The sequence below is a fragment of the Arthrobacter sp. BG5 genome (genome assembly GCF_056680155.1).
In genome coordinates this window covers 1,367,083-1,384,370 of record NZ_CM155268.1, presented here as the reverse complement: position 1 = coordinate 1,384,370, position 17,288 = coordinate 1,367,083, and the positions used below count along the sequence as shown (strand labels likewise).

General features: G+C 69.1%; 15 protein-coding genes and 1 pseudogene. 10 read left to right on the top strand and 6 right to left on the bottom strand.

The window, feature by feature from the left end; genetic code table 11:
* Nucleotides 1-244 precede the first annotated feature (244 nt).
* Together argS and menD are read left to right on the top strand one after the other, a co-directional pair.
* Nucleotides 245-2,020, top strand: a complete 1,776-nt coding sequence (gene argS, locus AC1MBE_RS06320) for an arginine--tRNA ligase (RefSeq protein WP_479781640.1) — start codon at nucleotides 245-247, stop codon at nucleotides 2,018-2,020.
* Nucleotides 2,021-2,040: 20 nt separating this feature from the next.
* Entirely contained in the window at nucleotides 2,041-3,771 is a 1,731-nt protein-coding gene (gene menD, locus AC1MBE_RS06315; RefSeq protein ID WP_479781638.1) for a 2-succinyl-5-enolpyruvyl-6-hydroxy-3-cyclohexene-1-carboxylic-acid synthase, read from the top strand.
* Between the two features lie 109 nt (nucleotides 3,772-3,880).
* Here menD and AC1MBE_RS06310 read toward each other — a convergent pair whose 3' ends face one another.
* The 4 genes from AC1MBE_RS06310 to AC1MBE_RS06295 form a co-directional block, all read right to left on the bottom strand.
* Entirely contained in the window at nucleotides 3,881-4,678 is a 798-nt protein-coding gene (locus tag AC1MBE_RS06310; RefSeq protein WP_479781636.1) for an amino acid ABC transporter ATP-binding protein, read from the bottom strand.
* An 8-nt stretch (nucleotides 4,679-4,686) separates the two neighbouring features.
* A complete protein-coding gene (locus tag AC1MBE_RS06305; protein WP_346957713.1) occupies nucleotides 4,687-5,478 on the bottom strand; it encodes an amino acid ABC transporter permease in 792 nt (263 codons plus the stop codon).
* Nucleotides 5,479-5,582: 104 nt separating this feature from the next.
* Nucleotides 5,583-6,389 carry an ABC transporter substrate-binding protein gene (locus tag AC1MBE_RS06300; RefSeq protein WP_479781634.1) on the bottom strand — a complete coding sequence of 269 codons (807 nt, stop codon included), beginning with the start codon at nucleotides 6,387-6,389 and terminating at the stop codon, nucleotides 5,583-5,585.
* Between the two features lie 283 nt (nucleotides 6,390-6,672).
* Nucleotides 6,673-8,052, bottom strand: coding sequence for an isochorismate synthase (locus AC1MBE_RS06295; RefSeq protein ID WP_479781632.1), 1,380 nt, complete (start codon nucleotides 8,050-8,052; stop codon nucleotides 6,673-6,675).
* 87 nt (nucleotides 8,053-8,139) lie between these two features.
* Between AC1MBE_RS06295 and AC1MBE_RS06290 the strand changes: the two genes are divergently transcribed.
* From AC1MBE_RS06290 to AC1MBE_RS06270, 5 genes and pseudogenes are all read left to right on the top strand, one after another.
* Nucleotides 8,140-8,931 (top strand): demethylmenaquinone methyltransferase, encoded by a 792-nt coding sequence (locus AC1MBE_RS06290; RefSeq protein ID WP_479781630.1) that lies wholly within the window; start codon nucleotides 8,140-8,142, stop codon nucleotides 8,929-8,931.
* Between the two features lie 12 nt (nucleotides 8,932-8,943).
* The gene (locus tag AC1MBE_RS06285) at nucleotides 8,944-10,284 is read left to right on the top strand and encodes a geranylgeranyl reductase family protein (RefSeq protein WP_479781628.1); all 1,341 of its coding nucleotides are present in this window, start codon (nucleotides 8,944-8,946) and stop codon (nucleotides 10,282-10,284) included.
* Complete coding sequence (locus AC1MBE_RS06280; RefSeq protein ID WP_479781626.1) at nucleotides 10,281-11,381, top strand: polyprenyl synthetase family protein; 1,101 nt, start codon at nucleotides 10,281-10,283, stop codon at nucleotides 11,379-11,381. Before AC1MBE_RS06285 ends, AC1MBE_RS06280 begins: the two co-directional genes overlap by 4 nt.
* A 391-nt stretch (nucleotides 11,382-11,772) precedes the next feature.
* Nucleotides 11,773-11,859, top strand: a pseudogene (locus AC1MBE_RS06275) (hypothetical protein); the annotation flags it as partial.
* Nucleotides 11,860-12,081: 222 nt separating this feature from the next.
* Nucleotides 12,082-12,609, top strand: coding sequence for an endonuclease domain-containing protein (locus tag AC1MBE_RS06270; protein ID WP_479782503.1), 528 nt, complete (start codon nucleotides 12,082-12,084; stop codon nucleotides 12,607-12,609).
* A 176-nt stretch (nucleotides 12,610-12,785) separates the two neighbouring features.
* On the opposite strand, the gene AC1MBE_RS06265 is transcribed toward AC1MBE_RS06270, so the two are convergent.
* Together AC1MBE_RS06265 and AC1MBE_RS06260 are read right to left on the bottom strand one after the other, a co-directional pair.
* Nucleotides 12,786-13,214 carry a hypothetical protein gene (locus tag AC1MBE_RS06265; RefSeq protein WP_479781624.1) on the bottom strand — a complete coding sequence of 143 codons (429 nt, stop codon included), beginning with the start codon at nucleotides 13,212-13,214 and terminating at the stop codon, nucleotides 12,786-12,788.
* A gap of 14 nt (nucleotides 13,215-13,228) precedes the next feature.
* On the bottom strand, nucleotides 13,229-13,900 hold the full coding sequence (locus tag AC1MBE_RS06260) for a trimeric intracellular cation channel family protein (RefSeq protein ID WP_479781622.1): 672 nt from the start codon (nucleotides 13,898-13,900) through the stop codon (nucleotides 13,229-13,231).
* Between the two features lie 60 nt (nucleotides 13,901-13,960).
* On the opposite strand from AC1MBE_RS06260, the gene AC1MBE_RS06255 reads away from it, so the two are divergent.
* The 3 genes from AC1MBE_RS06255 to AC1MBE_RS06245 all read left to right on the top strand — a co-directional run bounded on the left by AC1MBE_RS06255 (nucleotide 13,961) and on the right by AC1MBE_RS06245 (nucleotide 17,234).
* Nucleotides 13,961-14,698 carry a sirohydrochlorin chelatase gene (locus AC1MBE_RS06255; protein ID WP_479781620.1) on the top strand — a complete coding sequence of 246 codons (738 nt, stop codon included), beginning with the start codon at nucleotides 13,961-13,963 and terminating at the stop codon, nucleotides 14,696-14,698.
* A gap of 74 nt (nucleotides 14,699-14,772) precedes the next feature.
* Entirely contained in the window at nucleotides 14,773-16,518 is a 1,746-nt protein-coding gene (locus AC1MBE_RS06250) for a nitrite/sulfite reductase (protein ID WP_479781619.1), read from the top strand.
* Nucleotides 16,515-17,234 carry a phosphoadenylyl-sulfate reductase gene (locus AC1MBE_RS06245; RefSeq protein WP_479781612.1) on the top strand — a complete coding sequence of 240 codons (720 nt, stop codon included), beginning with the start codon at nucleotides 16,515-16,517 and terminating at the stop codon, nucleotides 17,232-17,234. Before AC1MBE_RS06250 ends, AC1MBE_RS06245 begins: the two co-directional genes overlap by 4 nt.
* Nucleotides 17,235-17,288: the final 54 nt, after the last annotated feature.

The window sequence follows — 17,288 nt, the reverse complement described above, 5'->3', positions numbered from 1 at the left end:
CTGCCGCCGGCCCCCGGACCCTCTCGCACGTTTGGCGGGTTACGGGTTGACGCTCCCTCACTTATCGCATCTCGACAGCGAAAGGTGAGGGAGCGTTTGGCGTTGGGCGGCCGGATGTGAGGGAGCGTTGGTTGGTGTGCGGCCGGATGTGAGGGAGCGTCGGGTGGTGGGCGGCGTGATGTGAGGGAGCGTCCGGGGGTGCGGCGGAACTGATAATTTGAACAGTGTGAATAATCCGGCCGAAATGGTTGTCCCCAGAGTCCAGGCAGCTATTGCCCACGCGTTCGGCGAGCAGTACCGCCAGACGGACCCGGTGATCCGGCCCTCGCAGTTCGCGGACATCCAGATCAACGCCGCCATGGCCCTCGCCAAGAAGGTCGGCCTGCCGCCGCGCGACGCCGCCGCACGGATTGTGGAGTCCCTGGACCTCGACGGCGTCTGCAGCCTGGTGGAGATCTCCGGGCCCGGCTTCATCAACCTCACCTTCGACGGCACCTGGATCGAGGAACTGCTCAACGCGCCGGAGCCCGCCGGCGAAAGTGTGAAGCCGACGCCGTTGCACCGCGTCGTCGTCGACTATTCCTCCCCCAACGTGGCCAAGGAAATGCACGTCGGGCACCTGCGGACCACCGTGGTGGGGGACAGCATCGTGCGCGTGCTCGAGGCGCTGGGCCACACCGTGATCCGGCAAAACCACATCGGCGACTGGGGCACGCCGTTCGGCATGCTGATCGAACACTGGCTCGAGGTGGGGGAGGACTCGCCCGAGGCAGCCCTGCTGGTCGACGACCCCAGCGCGTTCTACCAGGCCGCGAGGGCCAAGTTCGACGCCTCCGCCACGGACCCGGAAGGCTTCGCAACCCGCGCCCGCCTCCGCGTCGTGGCGCTGCAGGGCGGGGACCCTGAAACGTTCGCCGTCTGGCAGCGGCTCGTGGCGCAGTCGAAGCGCTACTTTAACGCGATCTACGCCATGCTCGGCATCAGCCTCACCGACGACCACATCGCCGGCGAAAGCTCCTACGACGCGCACCTGGCGCAGCTGTGCCAGGAACTCGAGGAGCGCGGCATCGCCCGGATCAGCGAGGGCGCGCTCTGCACCTTCCCGGCCGGCTTCACCGGACGGGACGGGGATCCGCTGCCGCTCATCATCCGCAAATCCGACGGCGGCTACGGCTACGGCACCACCGACCTCGCCACCATCCGTTACCGGGTCCGTGAGCTTGAAGCGGACCGGGTGCTGTACGTCGTCGGCGCCCCGCAAAACGTGCACCTGCGGATGGTGATGGCCACGGCCCGCGACGCCGGCTGGCTGCCGGAGACGGTGGAGGCCACCCACGTCCAGATCGGCAACGTGCTCGGCGAGGACGGCAAGATCCTCAAGTCCCGCGCCGGAAATCCGGTCAAGCTGATGGCGCTGCTGCAGGAAGCCGTGGACCGCGCCCGGGCCGTCATCGACGCCAGCCGGCCCGAGCTCAGCGACGCCGAACGGGCGGTCACGGCGCGGCAGGTCGGCATCGGCGCCGTCAAGTATGCCGACCTCTCGACCGGCCATGACACCGAATACGTCTTTGACTTTGACCGGATGCTGGCGCTGACCGGCAACACCGGCCCGTACGTCCAGTACGCCGCCGCCCGGATCCGTTCCATTCTGCGCAAGGCCGGGGCGCTGGAACAGCACCTCGACGGCGCCGCTTCCGCCGGTGCCGGGACCGCCGCGGCCAGCGGCGCGGCCCCCGCGGCGGCGATCGCCGTCGTCGAACCCGCCGAACGCGCGCTGGCCCTGCACCTGCTCGAATACGGCGCCACCTTGCAGAAAGTCGGCGAACTGCTCGAACCGCACCGGCTCTGCGCCTACCTGTTCGAACTCGCGCAGCTGTTCACCTCCTTCTATGACCAGTGCCCTGTGCTCAAGGCCGAGGAAGCCGTCCGCGAGTCGCGTCTGGCCCTCTGCGGCCTGGTCCTGCGGCGGCTCTCCAGCGGCCTGGACCTGCTGGGCATCGAGACGCCGGAGAACATGTGAGTCCGGACGGGCGGCCGGGCGTGCCTGCTCCGGGCGGGCAGCTGGGCGCCGTCGAGGCCGCGCGGGTAGCTGTCGCAGCCCTGGCCGGGGCCGGGGTGCGCTACGTCGTGGTGGCCCCGGGGTCCCGCTCGGCGCCGATGGCTTACGCCCTGGCCGAGGCCGACGCCGCCGGCCGGGTGGAGCTGCTGGTCCGGATCGACGAACGCGACGCCGGCTTCACGGCGCTGGGCCTGGCCCTGGCCACCGGAGCCCCCGCGGCCGTGCTGACCACCTCCGGCACCGCCGTGGGGAACCTGCTGCCCGCCGTGATGGAGGCCAACCACGCCGCCGTGCCGCTGGTGGTCCTTTCAGCCGACCGGCCCGAGGAACTCCGCGGCACCGGGGCCAACCAGACGACCGTGCAGCCGGACCTCTTCGGCGAACATGTCCGCTTTGCCGCCGACGTGCCCGCGGGCGACAACCCGCTCCGCGCCGTCGAGACCGCGCTCAGCGCCGCCACCGGGGCCTTCGAGGACATCCCGCCCGGGCCGGTGCAGCTCAACCTCGCCTTCCGCGACCCGCTGATCCCGGCGGCAGGCGACCGCCTGGACGACGCCTCCGCCCGCCGGACCCATCAGGCGGCCCGGCACCCGCTCGCGCTGGATTTCCCGGCAGCGTCCGCGGCGCTACCCCTGCGGCGCACCGTGGTCCTCGCCGGGCACGACGCCGGACCCGTCGCCGAGGCGTTCGCCCGCGCCCACGGCCTGCCGCTGCTCGCCGAACCCTCCTCCAACGCCCGGTTCGGCCCCAACGCGGTGGGCCCCTACCGGCTGCTGCTGGAGCACTTCGGCCCGGAGTCCGCCCAGCCGATCGAACGGGTGGTGCTGTTCGGCCGCCCCACCCTGTCCCGGCCGGTGTCCGCGCTGCTCGCCCGCGCCGACATCCCGTCCGCCCTTTACCAGCCGGTACCCGTGGCCTGGTACGAGCCGGGCCGCCGCACCGAACTGCCGCTGCAGACCCTGGCTGACCTGGCCGACTTCGCCGGCCGTGGGAGCGCGGCGTGGCTCGATGCGTGGCTGCTCGCCGGTGCCGCCGCCCAGCATGCGCTGGACCTGCTGCTCTCCGGAGCCGCGGCGGGCACTGCCGCGGACGTCCCAGCCTCCGGCCCTGCTGTGGGCGCGCTGGTCTGGGAGCACACCCGCGGCCAGCTCGTGCTGGGCTCCTCCAACGGGATCCGCGACGTCGACCTCGCCGGTGCCCCGCCGCAGGAACCCCAAGCCACCGTCTTCGCCAACCGGGGGCTGGCCGGGATTGACGGGACCCTCGCGACGGCCACCGGCATCGCCGTCGGCGGGCGGCAGGAAACCACCGTGCTGCTGGGCGATGTAACCTTCCTGCACGACGCCGGCGGGCTGCTGCTGGGCGCGGGGGAGACCGTGCCGGCGCTGCGGATCGTGGTCCTGAACGACGCAGGCGGGGCCATCTTCGGGCTGCTGGAGCACGGCGCCGTCGAGCAGTCCGGCCGCTACGGCACCGCCGTCGAACGCCTCTTCGGCACCCCGCACTCGGTGGACCTGTCCGCTCTCGCCGCCGCGTACGGCGTCGCGCACCGCGCGTTCAGCACGACGGCGGACCTCGCCGCGGCACTGGCGGAACCCGTGCAGGGCCGCACCATGATCGAAGTGCGCACGGACCGGCACGGCCTGCGCGAACTGCACGGCCGCATCCGTACCGCTGTCGCAGCCGCCGTGACCGGGGTTCTGGGCCGGTAGCAACGGGGTTTCCGCTACGCAACCGCTACACAACCGGGTTTCCGCTACACAAGAGGACAGCCGCTACGTGGGTCCACGTAGCGGCTGTCCGGAACTAGCGCGGAAAGGGTTACTCGGCGATATCGATGTGCGTCGGGTCCAGGACGCGGCGGAGGAATTCCTTGGTGCGCGGCTGGGTGGGGGCGCCGATGACCTGCTCGGCCGGGCCTTCCTCCACCACGACGCCGCCGTCCATAAAGACCACGCGGTCGGCGACTTCGCGGGCGAAGCCCATCTCGTGAGTCACCACCAGCATGGTCATGCCCTCCTTGGCCAGGTTCCGCATGACGGCGAGCACGTCTCCCACCGTCTCCGGGTCCAGGGCCGAGGTGGGCTCGTCGAAGAGCATCAGTTCGGGGTCCATGCTCAGTGCCCGGGCAATGGCAACGCGCTGCTGCTGGCCGCCGGAGAGCTGGTCCGGGAACCGGTCCGCGAGGTGGTCCAGGCCCACGCGGGCCAGGTTCTTCCGGGCCACGGCCGAGGCGTCGGCCTGGCTGCGCTTGAGCACCTTGGTCTGCGCGATCGTGCAGTTCTGCAGCGCGCTCAGGTGCGGGAAGAGGTTGAACTGCTGGAACACCATGCCGACCTTGCGGCGCATCTTGTCGATGTCCACGTCCGGGTCGGTCGACTCGAAGCCGCCGACGTGGATGGTCCCCACGTTGGGCTGCTCTAGCAGGTTCACGCAGCGCAGCAGGGTGGACTTGCCGGAGCCGGAGGGCCCGATCAGGCACACCACTTCGCCGGGAGCGACCTCGAGGTCGATGCCTTTGAGGACCTCGTTGGAGCCGTACGACTTCCGGAGCTCCTTGATGGACACCCCGGCGGCCTGGATCTGCCTCGCAGCTGCCGATGACGTTGATTCAGTCATGGTGAGCCCTAGCCCTTCGTCTTGGCGGTTCGGGATTCAAAGCGGCGGGCCAGAATTCCGAGCGGAACGGTGATGATCAGGTAGCAGGCGCCGGCGATCACGAGCGGGGTCAGGCCGGCGTTGGGCTGCGTGATGCCGTCACGGCCGAACTTGGTGAGCTCGTACTGCGATGCCGCCAGGCCCAGGAGGTAGACCAGGGATGAGTCCTTGGTCAGCAGGATGACCTCGTTGGTCAGCGGCGGCAGCACGATCTTGAACGCCTGCGGAATCACAATCGAGACCATGGCCCGCCAGTGCGGCATGCCCAGCGAACGGGCCGCCTCGAGCTGCCCCTTCGGCACGGCCTGGAGGCCTGCGCGCAGGGTTTCGGCGATGTACGCCGCCGCCACCATGCCCAGCGCCAGCATGACCGTGACGTAGATGTCGAAGCGGACGCCGAACGCCGTCGGGATGCCGAAGCCGAAGGCAATGAAGACCAGCAGGGCCGGGACGCCGCGGAAGAACTCAATGTACAGCGTGGCGATCCAGCGCCACACGGCCACCGAGGAGAGCTTCATCAGCGCCAGCAGCAGGCCGCCGGAGAGGCCCACCACAAAGCTCAGCGCCGTGTAGATCAGGGTGTTTTTCAGCGCCAGGGTGATGATCTCCGGGAACTGCTTGACCGCGGAGTCCCAGTTAAAGAACGCCTTGCCGATGGAGGCCCAGTCGGCGAAGAGGATAAACAGGACGACGGCGAGTGCCAGCAGTCCGTACTGAACGGACCGGCTCACGCGGGCCCGTTGGCGAACAGTCAGTGCCATGTGATTTGCCTTTTACATGTTGCTGGGCGGTTCCGGGTCAGGAAGTGGCCGGAGCCAACGACTGATCCGGAACCGCCCCGCTGTGGTCGGTCCGGGCTGGTGGGTTACTTGGCGGCTTCGCCGAACCAGGTGGTCTTAAGCTTGGCGATGGTGCCGTCGTCCGCAAGGCGCTTGAGGGTCTTGTTGACCGAGTCGGTCATGGCCTTGTTGTCCTTCTTGATGGCGACGCCGAGCTGCTCGCCGGTCTTGTAGGTCTCGGCGAACACCAGGGAGTCGTCGCCCTTGGCCGCGAAGCCGAGCACCGACTGGTTGTTGATCGCCGCGTCGACGCCGCCGGTCTTGATTGCCTGGATCAGCAGGCCGGTGTTCTCGTACTGGATCGTCTCCAGGCCCTTGGACTTGGCGTATTCCTCGCCGGTGGTGCCCTGCTGGACGCCGACCTTCTTGCCCTTGAGGTCGGCCAGGTTCTTCAGCCCGGACGCCTTGGTCACGAGCAGCGAGAGGTCGTCGTCGAGGTACGGGGTGGAGAAGTCCATCACGGTCTTGCGCGCATCGGTGATGGAGATGCCCGAAACGGCGACATCGCACTGGTTGGTGTTCAGGGCCTGGCCCGACTGGATGCCTTCGAAGGCCACCGTGAGGACATTCGGCTCGACCTTGAGGTCCTTGGCGATCTCGGAAGCCAGATCCATGTCGAAGCCGACGTTCTTGCCGTCCTTGACGAATTCGAACGGCTCGTAAGGGATGTCCGAGCAGACCGTGAGCTTGCCGGATTCGATCAGCTTGACGCCGGAATCGGTGGTGGTCGAGCCGCCGGACGTGCTGCAGCCGGTCAGGGCGAGGGCGCCGACAGCGACGAGGGCTGCCGCTTTGGCCGCGGAGCCGGCCAGGAGGGAACGGGAGATCAGCATTTCTTTACCTTTTGTTGCAGGGGCATGCGTGACAAAACGGCTTTTAGTCTATCGCCGAATAGGAGATGTGCATCACATGAAACTTAGTTTCACTATTGGATAACTAATGAAGGTCAAATATCAAGGGGCCGCGCCCGGCGGCTGTCTGTAATTTCGGATTCGCCGCACAGGGCGCCGGCGTGCGCCCCGCGGCGTGCGTGCGCCCGTGCGTGCCGCGCCCCGGCTCCGCGTTGACCCGCCGGACGCTCCGGCCCCACCACCGGACGTCGCCGGCCCAGGGGAGTCAGCTGCTGATACCGAGGGACTCCAGCATCGGCCGGAACTTGGCCCAGGTCTCGGCAAGTTCGGCTTCGGGGACGGAGCCCTCCACCACGCCGCAGCCGGCGTAGAGCCGGACCGTGTCCGGGCCCTCGATGACCGCGCCGCGCAGCGCGATGCCCCACTCGCCGTTGCCGGCCGCGTCGAGCCAGCCGACCGGGCCGGCGTACGGGCCCCGGTCCAGGTGCTCAAGCTTGCGGATGAGGGCGCCGGCCACGGTAGTGGGGGTGCCGCAGACGGCGGCGGTCGGGTGCAGCGCGTTGATCAGGGCCAGGCACGTGGGCACGTGGCCTTCCACCTCGGTCAGTTCGGCCTTCACATCCGAGGCCAGATGCCAGACGTTCGGCAGCTCCAGAATGAACGGCTCGCTGTGCGCGTTCATGGCCTCGGAGAACGGCGCCAGCTGGGTGGTGAGCGACTGGATGGCGATGTCGTGCTCATGCCGTTGCTTCTCGGATCCGGCGAGAACGCGTTCGGCGAATTCCAGCGGCGAACCGGGCATGCCCTCGGCGTCGCGGCGGTCCAGGGTTCCGGCCAGGACGCGGGCCTGCGCGGTGCGGCCCTCCACCTGGATCAGCATTTCGGGGGTGGAACCCACCAGGCCGTCCACGCCGTAGGTCCAGCATTCGCGGTAGCGGACCGCGAGTTCGCGCAGGATATCGGCGGCATTCACGCCATCGGGCACGGTGGCGACAATGTCCCTGGCCAGCACCAGCTTTTCCAACGCGCCGGTGCGGATCTCGGCGACGCCCTCGGCGACGGCGGCCATCCAGTCCGCCTCGCTGAGCGAACCGGTGCTGAGTTTGGCTTCCCGGCCGGCCTGTTGCACCGCCGACGACGACGACGCCGGCGCCGTCCGGTGAAGCGCGTCGTCCGACATCGGGACCGGCCCGGCGCCGTCCGCGTCCAGCCAGCGGCGCAGGGCGGCGCGGGCGCCGGTCTCGGTGAGCTCGCCGTCGTCGAACGTTAACTGGGTAAGCCAAGCGTTTCCGTCCCGCAGGCCCACCACGATTTCGGGGACGATCAGCCTGGAAGCGTGCGCGGAAACCTTGGAGAAGGCGAACGAGCCAAAGGCCACCGGGCCCGTGCCTGGGCCGCCGACAGCGTCCCTGATCTCCGCCTCGAGGACCAGGTGCCGCCACCAGATGTCCGCCTCGAGGAACCGCTCGGGCCCGGTGGCGCTGAACCTGGCCACCTCGCCGAAGCCTACCAGGCCGGCCTCGCGGCGCGTCCAGCAGAGCACGTCGTCGCGGACCAGGAACGACGGCAGCCCCCCGGGGAACGAATCGGCATCGAGGGGGACTGTCAGTGTCCTGATAATTCGGGTACGGAACGCGCTGGTCATGATGAGACAACACTACTCCCGGAGCGCGCCGCGCCCCGGCCGGGCCGGTGGTTAGGGGGTGGGTCGAAGATTTGAGACAATAACGGGGTGAACCGAGCATCCTTGGATAAGCGTCCGGACGAAGTAGCCACGATGTTTGACGACGTCGCCCCTAAGTACGACGTCGTCAATGACGTCCTGTCGATGGGGCAGACGCGCCGCTGGCGCCGGATCGTCGTCGCAGCCATGGATGTGAAGGCCGGCCAGCGCGTGCTGGACCTGGCCGCCGGCACCGGTACGTCCAGCGAGCCGTACGCGGACGCCGGCATCGACGTGATCGCCTGCGACTTCTCCCTGGGCATGCTCAAGGTCGGCAAGCGCCGCCGCCCGGACATCGATTTCATCGCCGGCGACGCCACCCGCCTGCCCTTCGCGGACAACACCTTCGACGCCAGCACCATCTCCTTCGGCCTGCGCAACGTCAACGAGCCCAAGAAGGCCCTCGCCGAGATGCTCCGGGTCACCAAGCCCGGCGGCCGGCTGGTTATCGCCGAGTTCTCCCAGCCGGTGGTGCCGCTGTGGCGGACCATGTACACCGAGTACCTGATGCGCGCGCTGCCCGCGATTGCCGTCAAGGTCTCCTCCAACCCGGACGCCTACGTCTACCTCGCCGAATCCATCCGCGCCTGGCCGGACCAGGACCACCTCGCCGCCTGGCTGCAGGAAGCCGGCTGGGAGTCCGTGACGTACCGCAACCTCAGCGGCGGGATCGTCGCCGTCCACCGTGCGCAGAAGCCGGCCGGCCCGGCTACCGGCCCGGCCGCGGGCGCCGCGGCCCTGGCCAACCACACCGGCCCCGTGGCCAAGCTGCGCCGCAACATCACCCGGCCCGAACGTTAGCCGACAGCTGCTGTGAAAGTACTGATCGTCGGGGCAGGTCCGGCCGGATCCACCGCCGCGTTCTACCTTGCCCAGGCCGGCCTCGACGTCACGGTGCTCGAAAAAACGAGCTTCCCGCGCGAGAAAGTCTGCGGTGACGGGCTGACCCCGCGCGCCGTCCGGGAAATCCAGAAGCTCGGCCTGCCGCACCCTGAAAGCGAGGGCTGGCGGCGGAACAAGGGGCTGCGGCTGATCGCCGGCGGCCGCACCATTGAACTTCCCTGGCCCGAGGTCTCCGACTTTCCGCAGTACGGCCTGATCCGCACCCGCCTGGGCTTCGATGAGGAATTGGCCCGGCACGCCCAGTCCGCCGGCGCCGTCGTCCTGGAACGCCACAGCGTCACCGAGGCGCTGCGCTCCGCGGACGGCCGGGTCACCGGCGTCCGCGCCGCCCTGCTCGATGAGGCCGGCCGCAAGACCGGCGAAACGCAGGACTTCAGCGCCGACGTCGTCCTCGCCGCGGACGGGAACTCCACCCGCACCGCCGTCTCGCTCGGCATCCGGAAGCGTGACGACCGGCCGCTGGGGGTGGCGGTGCGCACCTACTTCACCAGCCCGCGGCACGATGACGACTGGATGGAAGGCTGGCTGGAGCTTCCCGGCCGCGACGGCAAGCTGCTGCCCGGCTACGGCTGGGTGTTCGGCGTCGGCGACGGCACCTCCAACGTGGGGCTGGGGATCCTCAACTCCTCCAAGGAATTCGGCAAGCTGGACTACAAGCAGGTGCTGCGCGAGTGGACGGCCGCGATGCCCGCGGACTGGGGCTTCACGCCGGAGAACCAGGTGGGCGAGATCCGTGGCGCCGCGCTGCCGATGGGCTTCAACCGCACCCCGCACTATTCGCCGGGCCTGCTCCTGCTGGGCGACGCCGGCGGGATGGTCTCCCCGTTCAACGGCGAGGGGATCTCCTACGCCATGGAGTCCGCCCGCTTCGCGGCCGAGTACATCATCGACGCCGCGGCGCGTTCCGCCTCGGCAGGCTGGAGCACGGCCGACGCCGACGCGCGCCTGGCCGGCTATGCGGGCTTCGTGCGGGGGCAGTGGGGTTCGCACTTCACCCTGGGCCGGGCCTTTGCCGCGGTGATCGGCAAGCCGGCCGTGATGAAACTGGCCCTGCGGACGGGCATGCCCCTGCCGGTCCTGATGAAGTTCGTGGTCCGGCTGCTGGCCAACCTGACCGACCCTTCCGCCAAGGGGATCGAGGACCGGATGATCCGGGTCCTTGAGGCCCTGGTCCCGGCGACGTCCAATACCGGTACCGTTCCAGACTCGACTCCGCGGTTTCCGCAACAAAAAGTTAGGGTTAACCCGTGACCAACTCCGCAGACCAAAGCTGGACGCACGCCGGACACGGCCTGCCGGGCTTAGAGCCCGACCTGAACACCACCGCCATCGCCACCGGGCTGCAGCTGCCGGCAGGGTTTGCGGCCATCGCCGGGGACCCGGAACTGGGCCCGGCCATCACCACCAACCTGGCGCGGGTGGAGAAAAAGCTGCGCGAGGCCATTGCCAACTCGGATCCCCTGGCCGACGCGACGTCGCGCCACCTGGTGGAAGCCGGCGGCAAGCGCATCCGGCCGCTGTTGACGCTGCTCTGCGCGCACCTGGGCGACGCTTCGCTGCCCGCCGTGGTGCAGGCCGCCGTCGTCGTCGAACTGACGCACCTGGCCACCCTGTACCACGACGACGTGATGGACTCCGCGCCGTTCCGCCGCGGCGCCCCCACGGCGCACGAGGTCTGGGGCAACTCCGTGGCCGTGCTGACCGGCGACCTCATCTTCGCCCGGGCCTCGATTCTGGTTTCCGAGCTCGGCTCCCGTGCCCTCGGCATCCAGGCCCGCACCTTTGAGCGGCTCTGCCTCGGCCAGCTGCACGAGACCGTAGGCCCGCGGCCGGACGAGGATGCGGTAGAGCATTACCTGTCCGTGATCGCGGACAAGACCGGCTCGCTGGTGGCTGCCTCCGGCCAGCTCGGTGCAATCTTCGCCAACGCCGACCCCGCCTACGAGGCGTTGCTGGTCGAGTACGGCGAGAAGGTTGGTGTGGCCTTCCAGCTCGCCGACGACGTCATTGACGTCACCGGCGTGAAGGTCAAGTCCGGCAAGTCGCCGGGCACCGACCTCCGCGAAGGTGTGCCCACGCTGCCGGTGCTGCTGCTGCGCAAGGCCGCGGCCGACGGCGACCAGTCCGCTGTCGACCTGCTGAAGCTGATCGACGGCGACCTCAGCTCCGACGAGGCCCTCGCGGCCGCCGTCGCCGGGCTGCGCGAACATCCCGTTACCGCCGAGTCCTGGACGGTGGCGCGTGCCTGGGCCGCCGAAGCCATCGCTGCCCTCGCCCCGCTGCCCGAGGGCGTGGTCAAGGATTCGCTGACCAGCTTCGCGCACGCCGTGGTGGACCGCAGCAGCTAACGGGTTCCGGCGGGACATTCCTGCCTCCCGCCCGGGGGGCCGAGACGTAAAACGGAATGGCCCCGGTTCTTCACAACGTTACGAGTCGTACGTTGTGCGGAACCGGGGCCATTTCTCCGTTCGCATCAGATTCACCGGAGGCATTTGGTGAACCCATGAATGAGCTTATGACAGTTGTGTCATATTGTCTAGCGTTTCTGTAAATCAGCTGTCACGGACTTGCGGGCGCCGGGTTGTGTGGCGCTGTAGGGGCACTTTGGACCTTGGAGGGGTGCGCCGGCCCTGATTCAGCGGCGTGTCCGTGTCAAAGTGCCCCTCGGCTGCAGCGGGGTTGTCCACATATCGCGGTCGGACTGGACGCCGCGGTCTGCTGAGCGGGCACAGTGGTTGGATGGACGTTGCCACTTTCCTGGCCTCACGGGGCGGAACGGCCACCGCGGGTGACCTCAACCGGGCAGGATTCAGCCGCCATCGAGTCAGCCAGGCTGTGGCCGATGGAGCCATGGTGAGGATCCGCCGCGGGCACTACGGACTGCCGCGGGATTCCAGCACCTACCGAGCCGCCTGCGAGTTGAAGGGCCTGCTGACGTGCTTGTCGGCTGCCCCTGGCTACGGCTTATGGACCTTGGCACCCGCCCGAAGCTTACATCTGTGTCTCGGCCATCGGTCGGCGCCGCCCGGCTCTGTAGCACACGGGCCCTTGCTGCATCCCCGGCACCCCGGACTCCCGATGGCAGGGCTGGCCGACGTCCTGATTCATGCCCTGCGCTGCCTGCCCGAATTGGAGGCCCTTGTTATGGTCCAGTGCGCCGCGGGCCGCGGGGACATCACTTTGCCTTTCCTCCGAGGGAAACTTCCGGGAAACCGCAACGCTCGCGCCAGGTCGGTGCTGGACCTGGTTATTCCCCGGGCCGACTCGCTGCTGGAGGTACTCGCCAACACGGCATTCTCCCGGGCCGGGCTCCAGGTGCGCAGGCATGTCGAGATCCCCGGCGTCGGGGAGGTCGACTTCCTGGTCGAAGACTGCATCGTCGTGGAGACCGACGGCGCGCCGCACCTGGAGCCGCGGCAGGTGAAGAAGGACCGCCGTCGCAACAACGCGACCGTGGTCAGTGGTTACCTGGTGCTCAGGTTCGGCTACGACGACGTCGTCCATCACCCGCAGCGGATGGTCGCAGAGGTCCGCGCGGTGCTGGAGTTGTGGCGAGCGGGTGCTTTCCGGCCGTGAGGACCGGTGTCGGGGGCATTCCGGGGCTACTTTGGAGCCGCGAACGGAGAATGCCGGACCGGGCGGCGGCGTGTCCGTGCCAAAGTGCCGCCGGAAGGTCGGCGGAGGCAACGGACAGCGAGCCGTACTCCGCGGCCGGGCAGCCGGGAAAGCCGGGGAGGGCCGGCCGGCGGGTCTTAGTCCTCGTCCTCGTCGTTGAAGGCCCACTCGAACATGTCGAAGACGAACTCGGAGAAGGTCCCTTCCTCGCTCTTCCACTGGCCGCGGGCGTTGTTGCGGCGGTACACGATCGGGTCCGGGACGCTGAGGTCGCCCACGCGGAAGCCCCAGGTGAACTGCTCCTCCTCGTCCTCGAGGAACATCAGGAAACCTTCGTCGTCGACCTCGAGCTCCTCCGGGTCCCAGAAGTAGTGGTAGGCCTCCATGAGGTCCTCGCAACCGCCGAGGGCCAGGTAGAACTCGCGCAGGACCAACGGGACCTGGAACTGGTGCTCGGCGAGGGCCACATCCAGCTCGTCTGCCGGCAGCCCGTCCTCTTCCTGCCATTCGTCTTCGAGATACTTCGGAACAAGCGCGCGGAACTTCTCGAGGAACATGTCAGTCATGGTTCTTATCCTAGCTAATCCTTAGGGCCGGTTTCGGCCGCATCAAGCCCCAGCCGGTGCCAGCCGCGGACCGCCAGCGGCACGTACCAGTGGCGCCGCCAGGCCGTGACGCGGAAGGCGAAAACCACGGCCGCCACCGCACTGGCCGTCAACGCGGTGAACGTTCCGGTGACGGACAGCGCCACGGTCAGCGCGGCCCCGGCAAACGCCGGCAACGCGTAGATGTCCTTGGGGTCGAAGAGCTGCGGCACCTCGTTGGCGGTGATGTCCCGCAGCAGGCCGCCGCCCACCGCCGTCGTGACCCCCAGGAGCACCGCGGCCACCGGATGCATGCCCGCGGCGAGGGCCTTCAGGGTTCCGGTGATGCAGAACAGGGCTAGGCCGCCGGCGTCGAACAGGACCAAAAGCGACGTGAAGCGCTGGACGCTGGAGAAGAGGAAATACACCAGCACCGTCGCCAGCAGCGGGGGAGCGAGGTACGCCGGGTTGGTGAAGGCTGCCGGCGGCCCGGAGTTGATGATGATGTCCCGGATGACGCCGCCGCCCAGGCTCACCACGGAGGCCAGCAGCAGGGAACCGACAATGTCGAACTGCTTCCGCGCCGCGAGCAGCGAACCGGAGACGGCGAAGAAGAAGACGCCGGCCAGGTCCAGCCAGACCATAACAAGGCTAAAGGAAAAGGTCATGGGTCGTCCCGGTCGGTTGCAGGGGGCGGATGGGGCGGCTCCAAGGTTACGCTAACGGCTATGAATAGCCCCATCATGATCGCCTGCGCCCACGGCACCTCCAGCACGCACGGCGCGGCGGAGGTCAATGCCCTGCGGGCCGGGATCGCTGCCCTGCGCCCCGGGCTCGATGTCCGCGAGGCCTACGTCGACGTGCAGGATCCCGAACTGCCGGCCGTCGTGGCGGGGCTCCCGGCGGGGCAAACCGCCGTCGTCGTGCCGCTGCTGCTGAGCGTGGGCTACCACGTCAAGGTGGACATCGCCCGGGCGGTCAAGAGCCGGCCGGGCACCCTCGCCGCGGCACCGCTGGGACCGGACCCGCGGCTGGCGGCTCTGCTGGACCAGCGGCTGCGCGAGGCCGGCGTGACCGACAACGACGCCGTGATCCTCGCCGCCGCGGGGTCCTCCGACGCCACCGCCGCGGAAAACGTCGAGGAACTCGCGGGCCAACTGCGCGCCCTCCGCTCCAACCGGCTCGTGGCCGCGTACGGCGCCTCGGCCAAGCCGTCGGTGCCGGAAGCCGTCGCCATGCTCCGCGAGGAGGCTGCGGGAGGCGCGGGCGCGGGGCGTTCGGCCGGGGCGGTGGACCTGGGCGGACGCGTGGTCATCGCGGCCTACCTCCTGGCGCCCGGCTTCTTCCACGACCAGCTGGCCAAGGCCGGCGCGGATCTGGTCACCGCGCCGCTGCTGCCCTCGCCGGTCCTCGCCGAGATCGCCCTGGCGCGTTACGACGCGGCGGTTGCGGCCAGCGCTACATGACGAAATGTTGCCCTAGGTGTCCCCGCGTTTCTGACCCTTTGTGACGCCATTACGGGCGCCCCTACAGTCGATCCATGACTGATACAGCTCTAGCCGGAGCGTCCCCGGACCAGGCTGCCGCAGGCCGCCTCAACCGCCCACCCCGCCCCGCGGCCAAGCCGCACGGGCAGTGGAAAGTGGACGGCACAGCCCCGCTGAACGCCAACGAAACCTGGAAACAGGAAGACAACGGCCTGAACGTGCGCGAGCGTATCGAATCGGTCTACGCCAAGCACGGCTTCGACTCGATCGACGGCACCGACCTGCACGGCCGCTTCCGCTGGTGGGGCCTCTACACCCAGCGCAAGCCCGGGATCGACGGCGGTAAGACCGCCACGCTCGAGCCGCACGAACTCGAGGACAAGTACTTCATGCTCCGGGTCAGGATCGACGGCGGAGCCCTCAGCACCGAACAGCTGCGCGTCATCGGCCAGATCTCCGTCGACTTCGCCCGCGGCTCGGCCGACCTCACGGACCGGCAGAATATCCAGCTGCACTGGATCCGGGTCGAAGACGTGCCGGAGATCTGGCGTCGGCTCGAGTCCGTGGGCCTGTCCACCACGGAGGCCTGCGGCGACGTGCCCCGCGTCATCCTGGGCTCCCCGGTAGCGGGCATCGCCAAGGACGAGATCATCGATCCGACGCCGCTGATCCAGGAGCTCGCCGAGCGCTTCATCGGCGACCCGGAACTGGCCAACCTGCCCCGCAAATTCAAGACCGCCATCACCGGCCACCCCAGCCAGGACGTGGTCCATGAGATCAACGACGTCGCGCTGGTGGGCCTGGTCCACCCGGAGTTCGGCGCCGGCTACGACCTCTGGGTGGGCGGTGCGCTGTCCACCAACCCGATGCTGGGCAAGCGCCTCGGCGCGTTCGTCCGCCCGGACCAGGCCGCCGACGTCTGGCTCGGCGTCACCAGCATCTTCCGCGACTACGGTTACCGGCGGATGCGCACCAAGGCGCGCCTGAAGTTCCTGCTGGCCGACTGGGGGCCGGAGAAGTTCCGCCGCGTCCTTGAGGACGAATACCTCGGCTACAAGCTCGACGACGGGCCCGCCGCCCCGAAACCGGCCACCCCGGGCGACCACATCGGCGTGCACGAACAGAAGGACGGCCGGTTCTTCATCGGCGCCACCCCGGTGGCCGGCCGCCTCTCCGGCAGCCAGCTGGTGGCCCTCGCCGACACCCTGGAAGCCCGCGGCTCGCAGCGGCTGCGCACCACCCCGCACCAGAAGCTCGTGGTCCTGGACGTGCCCAAGCACCAGGTGGAACCGCTCGTCGCCGAACTCGACGCCCTGGGCCTGTCCGCCCGGCCGTCCGTGTTCCGCCGCGGCACCATCGCCTGCACCGGCATCGAATTCTGCAAACTGGCCATCGTGGAAACCAAGGTCACGGCCGCCACCGCGGTCGCCGAACTGGAACGCCGCCTCGCCGACCTCGCCGAATCCAAGCAGCTCCCGCAGGCGCTCTCGCTGCACATCAACGGCTGCCCCAACTCCTGCGCCCGCATCCAGACCGCGGACATCGGCCTCAAAGGCATGATGCTTCCCACGCCCGACGGCGACCCCACCCCGGGTTTCCAGGTCCACCTCGGCGGCGGGCTGGCCTCGGACAGCCGCGAGGAGGCGGGCCTGGGACGCACCGTGCGTGGCCTCAAAGTCACGGCCGAAGAGCTTCCGGATTACGTCGAGCGGGTGGTCCGGAAGTTCGCCGCCGACCGCACCGGCGACCAGACCTTCGCCGAATGGGCCTTCGCCGCCGATGAGGGGGACCTGCAGTGACGGCCGCCCTCCGTACCCTCCGTACCCGTGACGAGCTCCGGGCCCTTGCCGAGGCCGGCGCCGCCGAGCTCGGCTGGGACGCCCCGGCCCGGGAGGTGATCGCCTGGGTGGCGCGCCACTTCGAGCTGCCCGCCGTCGCCGTCGCCTGCTCCATGGCGGACGCCGTGTTGCCGGCACTCGTCGCGGACCAGCTCCCCGGCGTCGACGTGCTGTTCCTGGAGACCGGTTACCACTTCCCGGAAACCCACGCCACGCGCGACGAAGTGGCGGCCAGCCTGCGCGTCAACGTCGTCGACGTGCTGCCGGAGACCACCATGGAGCAGCAGGACCGGCTGCTCGGCAAGGACCTGTTCGCCCGCGACCCCGCCCAGTGCTGCGCGCTGCGCAAGGTGGCCCCGCTGCGCCGCACCCTGGCCGGCTACGAACTCTGGTTCACCGGGGTCCGCCGCGACGAGGCCCCCACCCGCACCAACACCCCGCTGGTGACCTGGGACGAAGCCAACGGCCTGGTCAAGGTCAACCCGGTCGCGGCCTGGAGCTTCGACCAGCTGGTGGAGTACTCCGACGCCAACCTTCTCCCCGTCAACCCGCTGCTTTCACAGGGCTACCCGTCCATTGGCTGCCAGCCCTGCACCCGCAAGGTGGCGCCCGGCGATGATCCCCGCGCCGGACGCTGGGCAGGAACCGACAAGACAGAATGCGGACTACACGTATGAGTAACCTTCCTACTTCGGTGGCTGATTTCGCCACCACCGCCTCCACAGCAGATG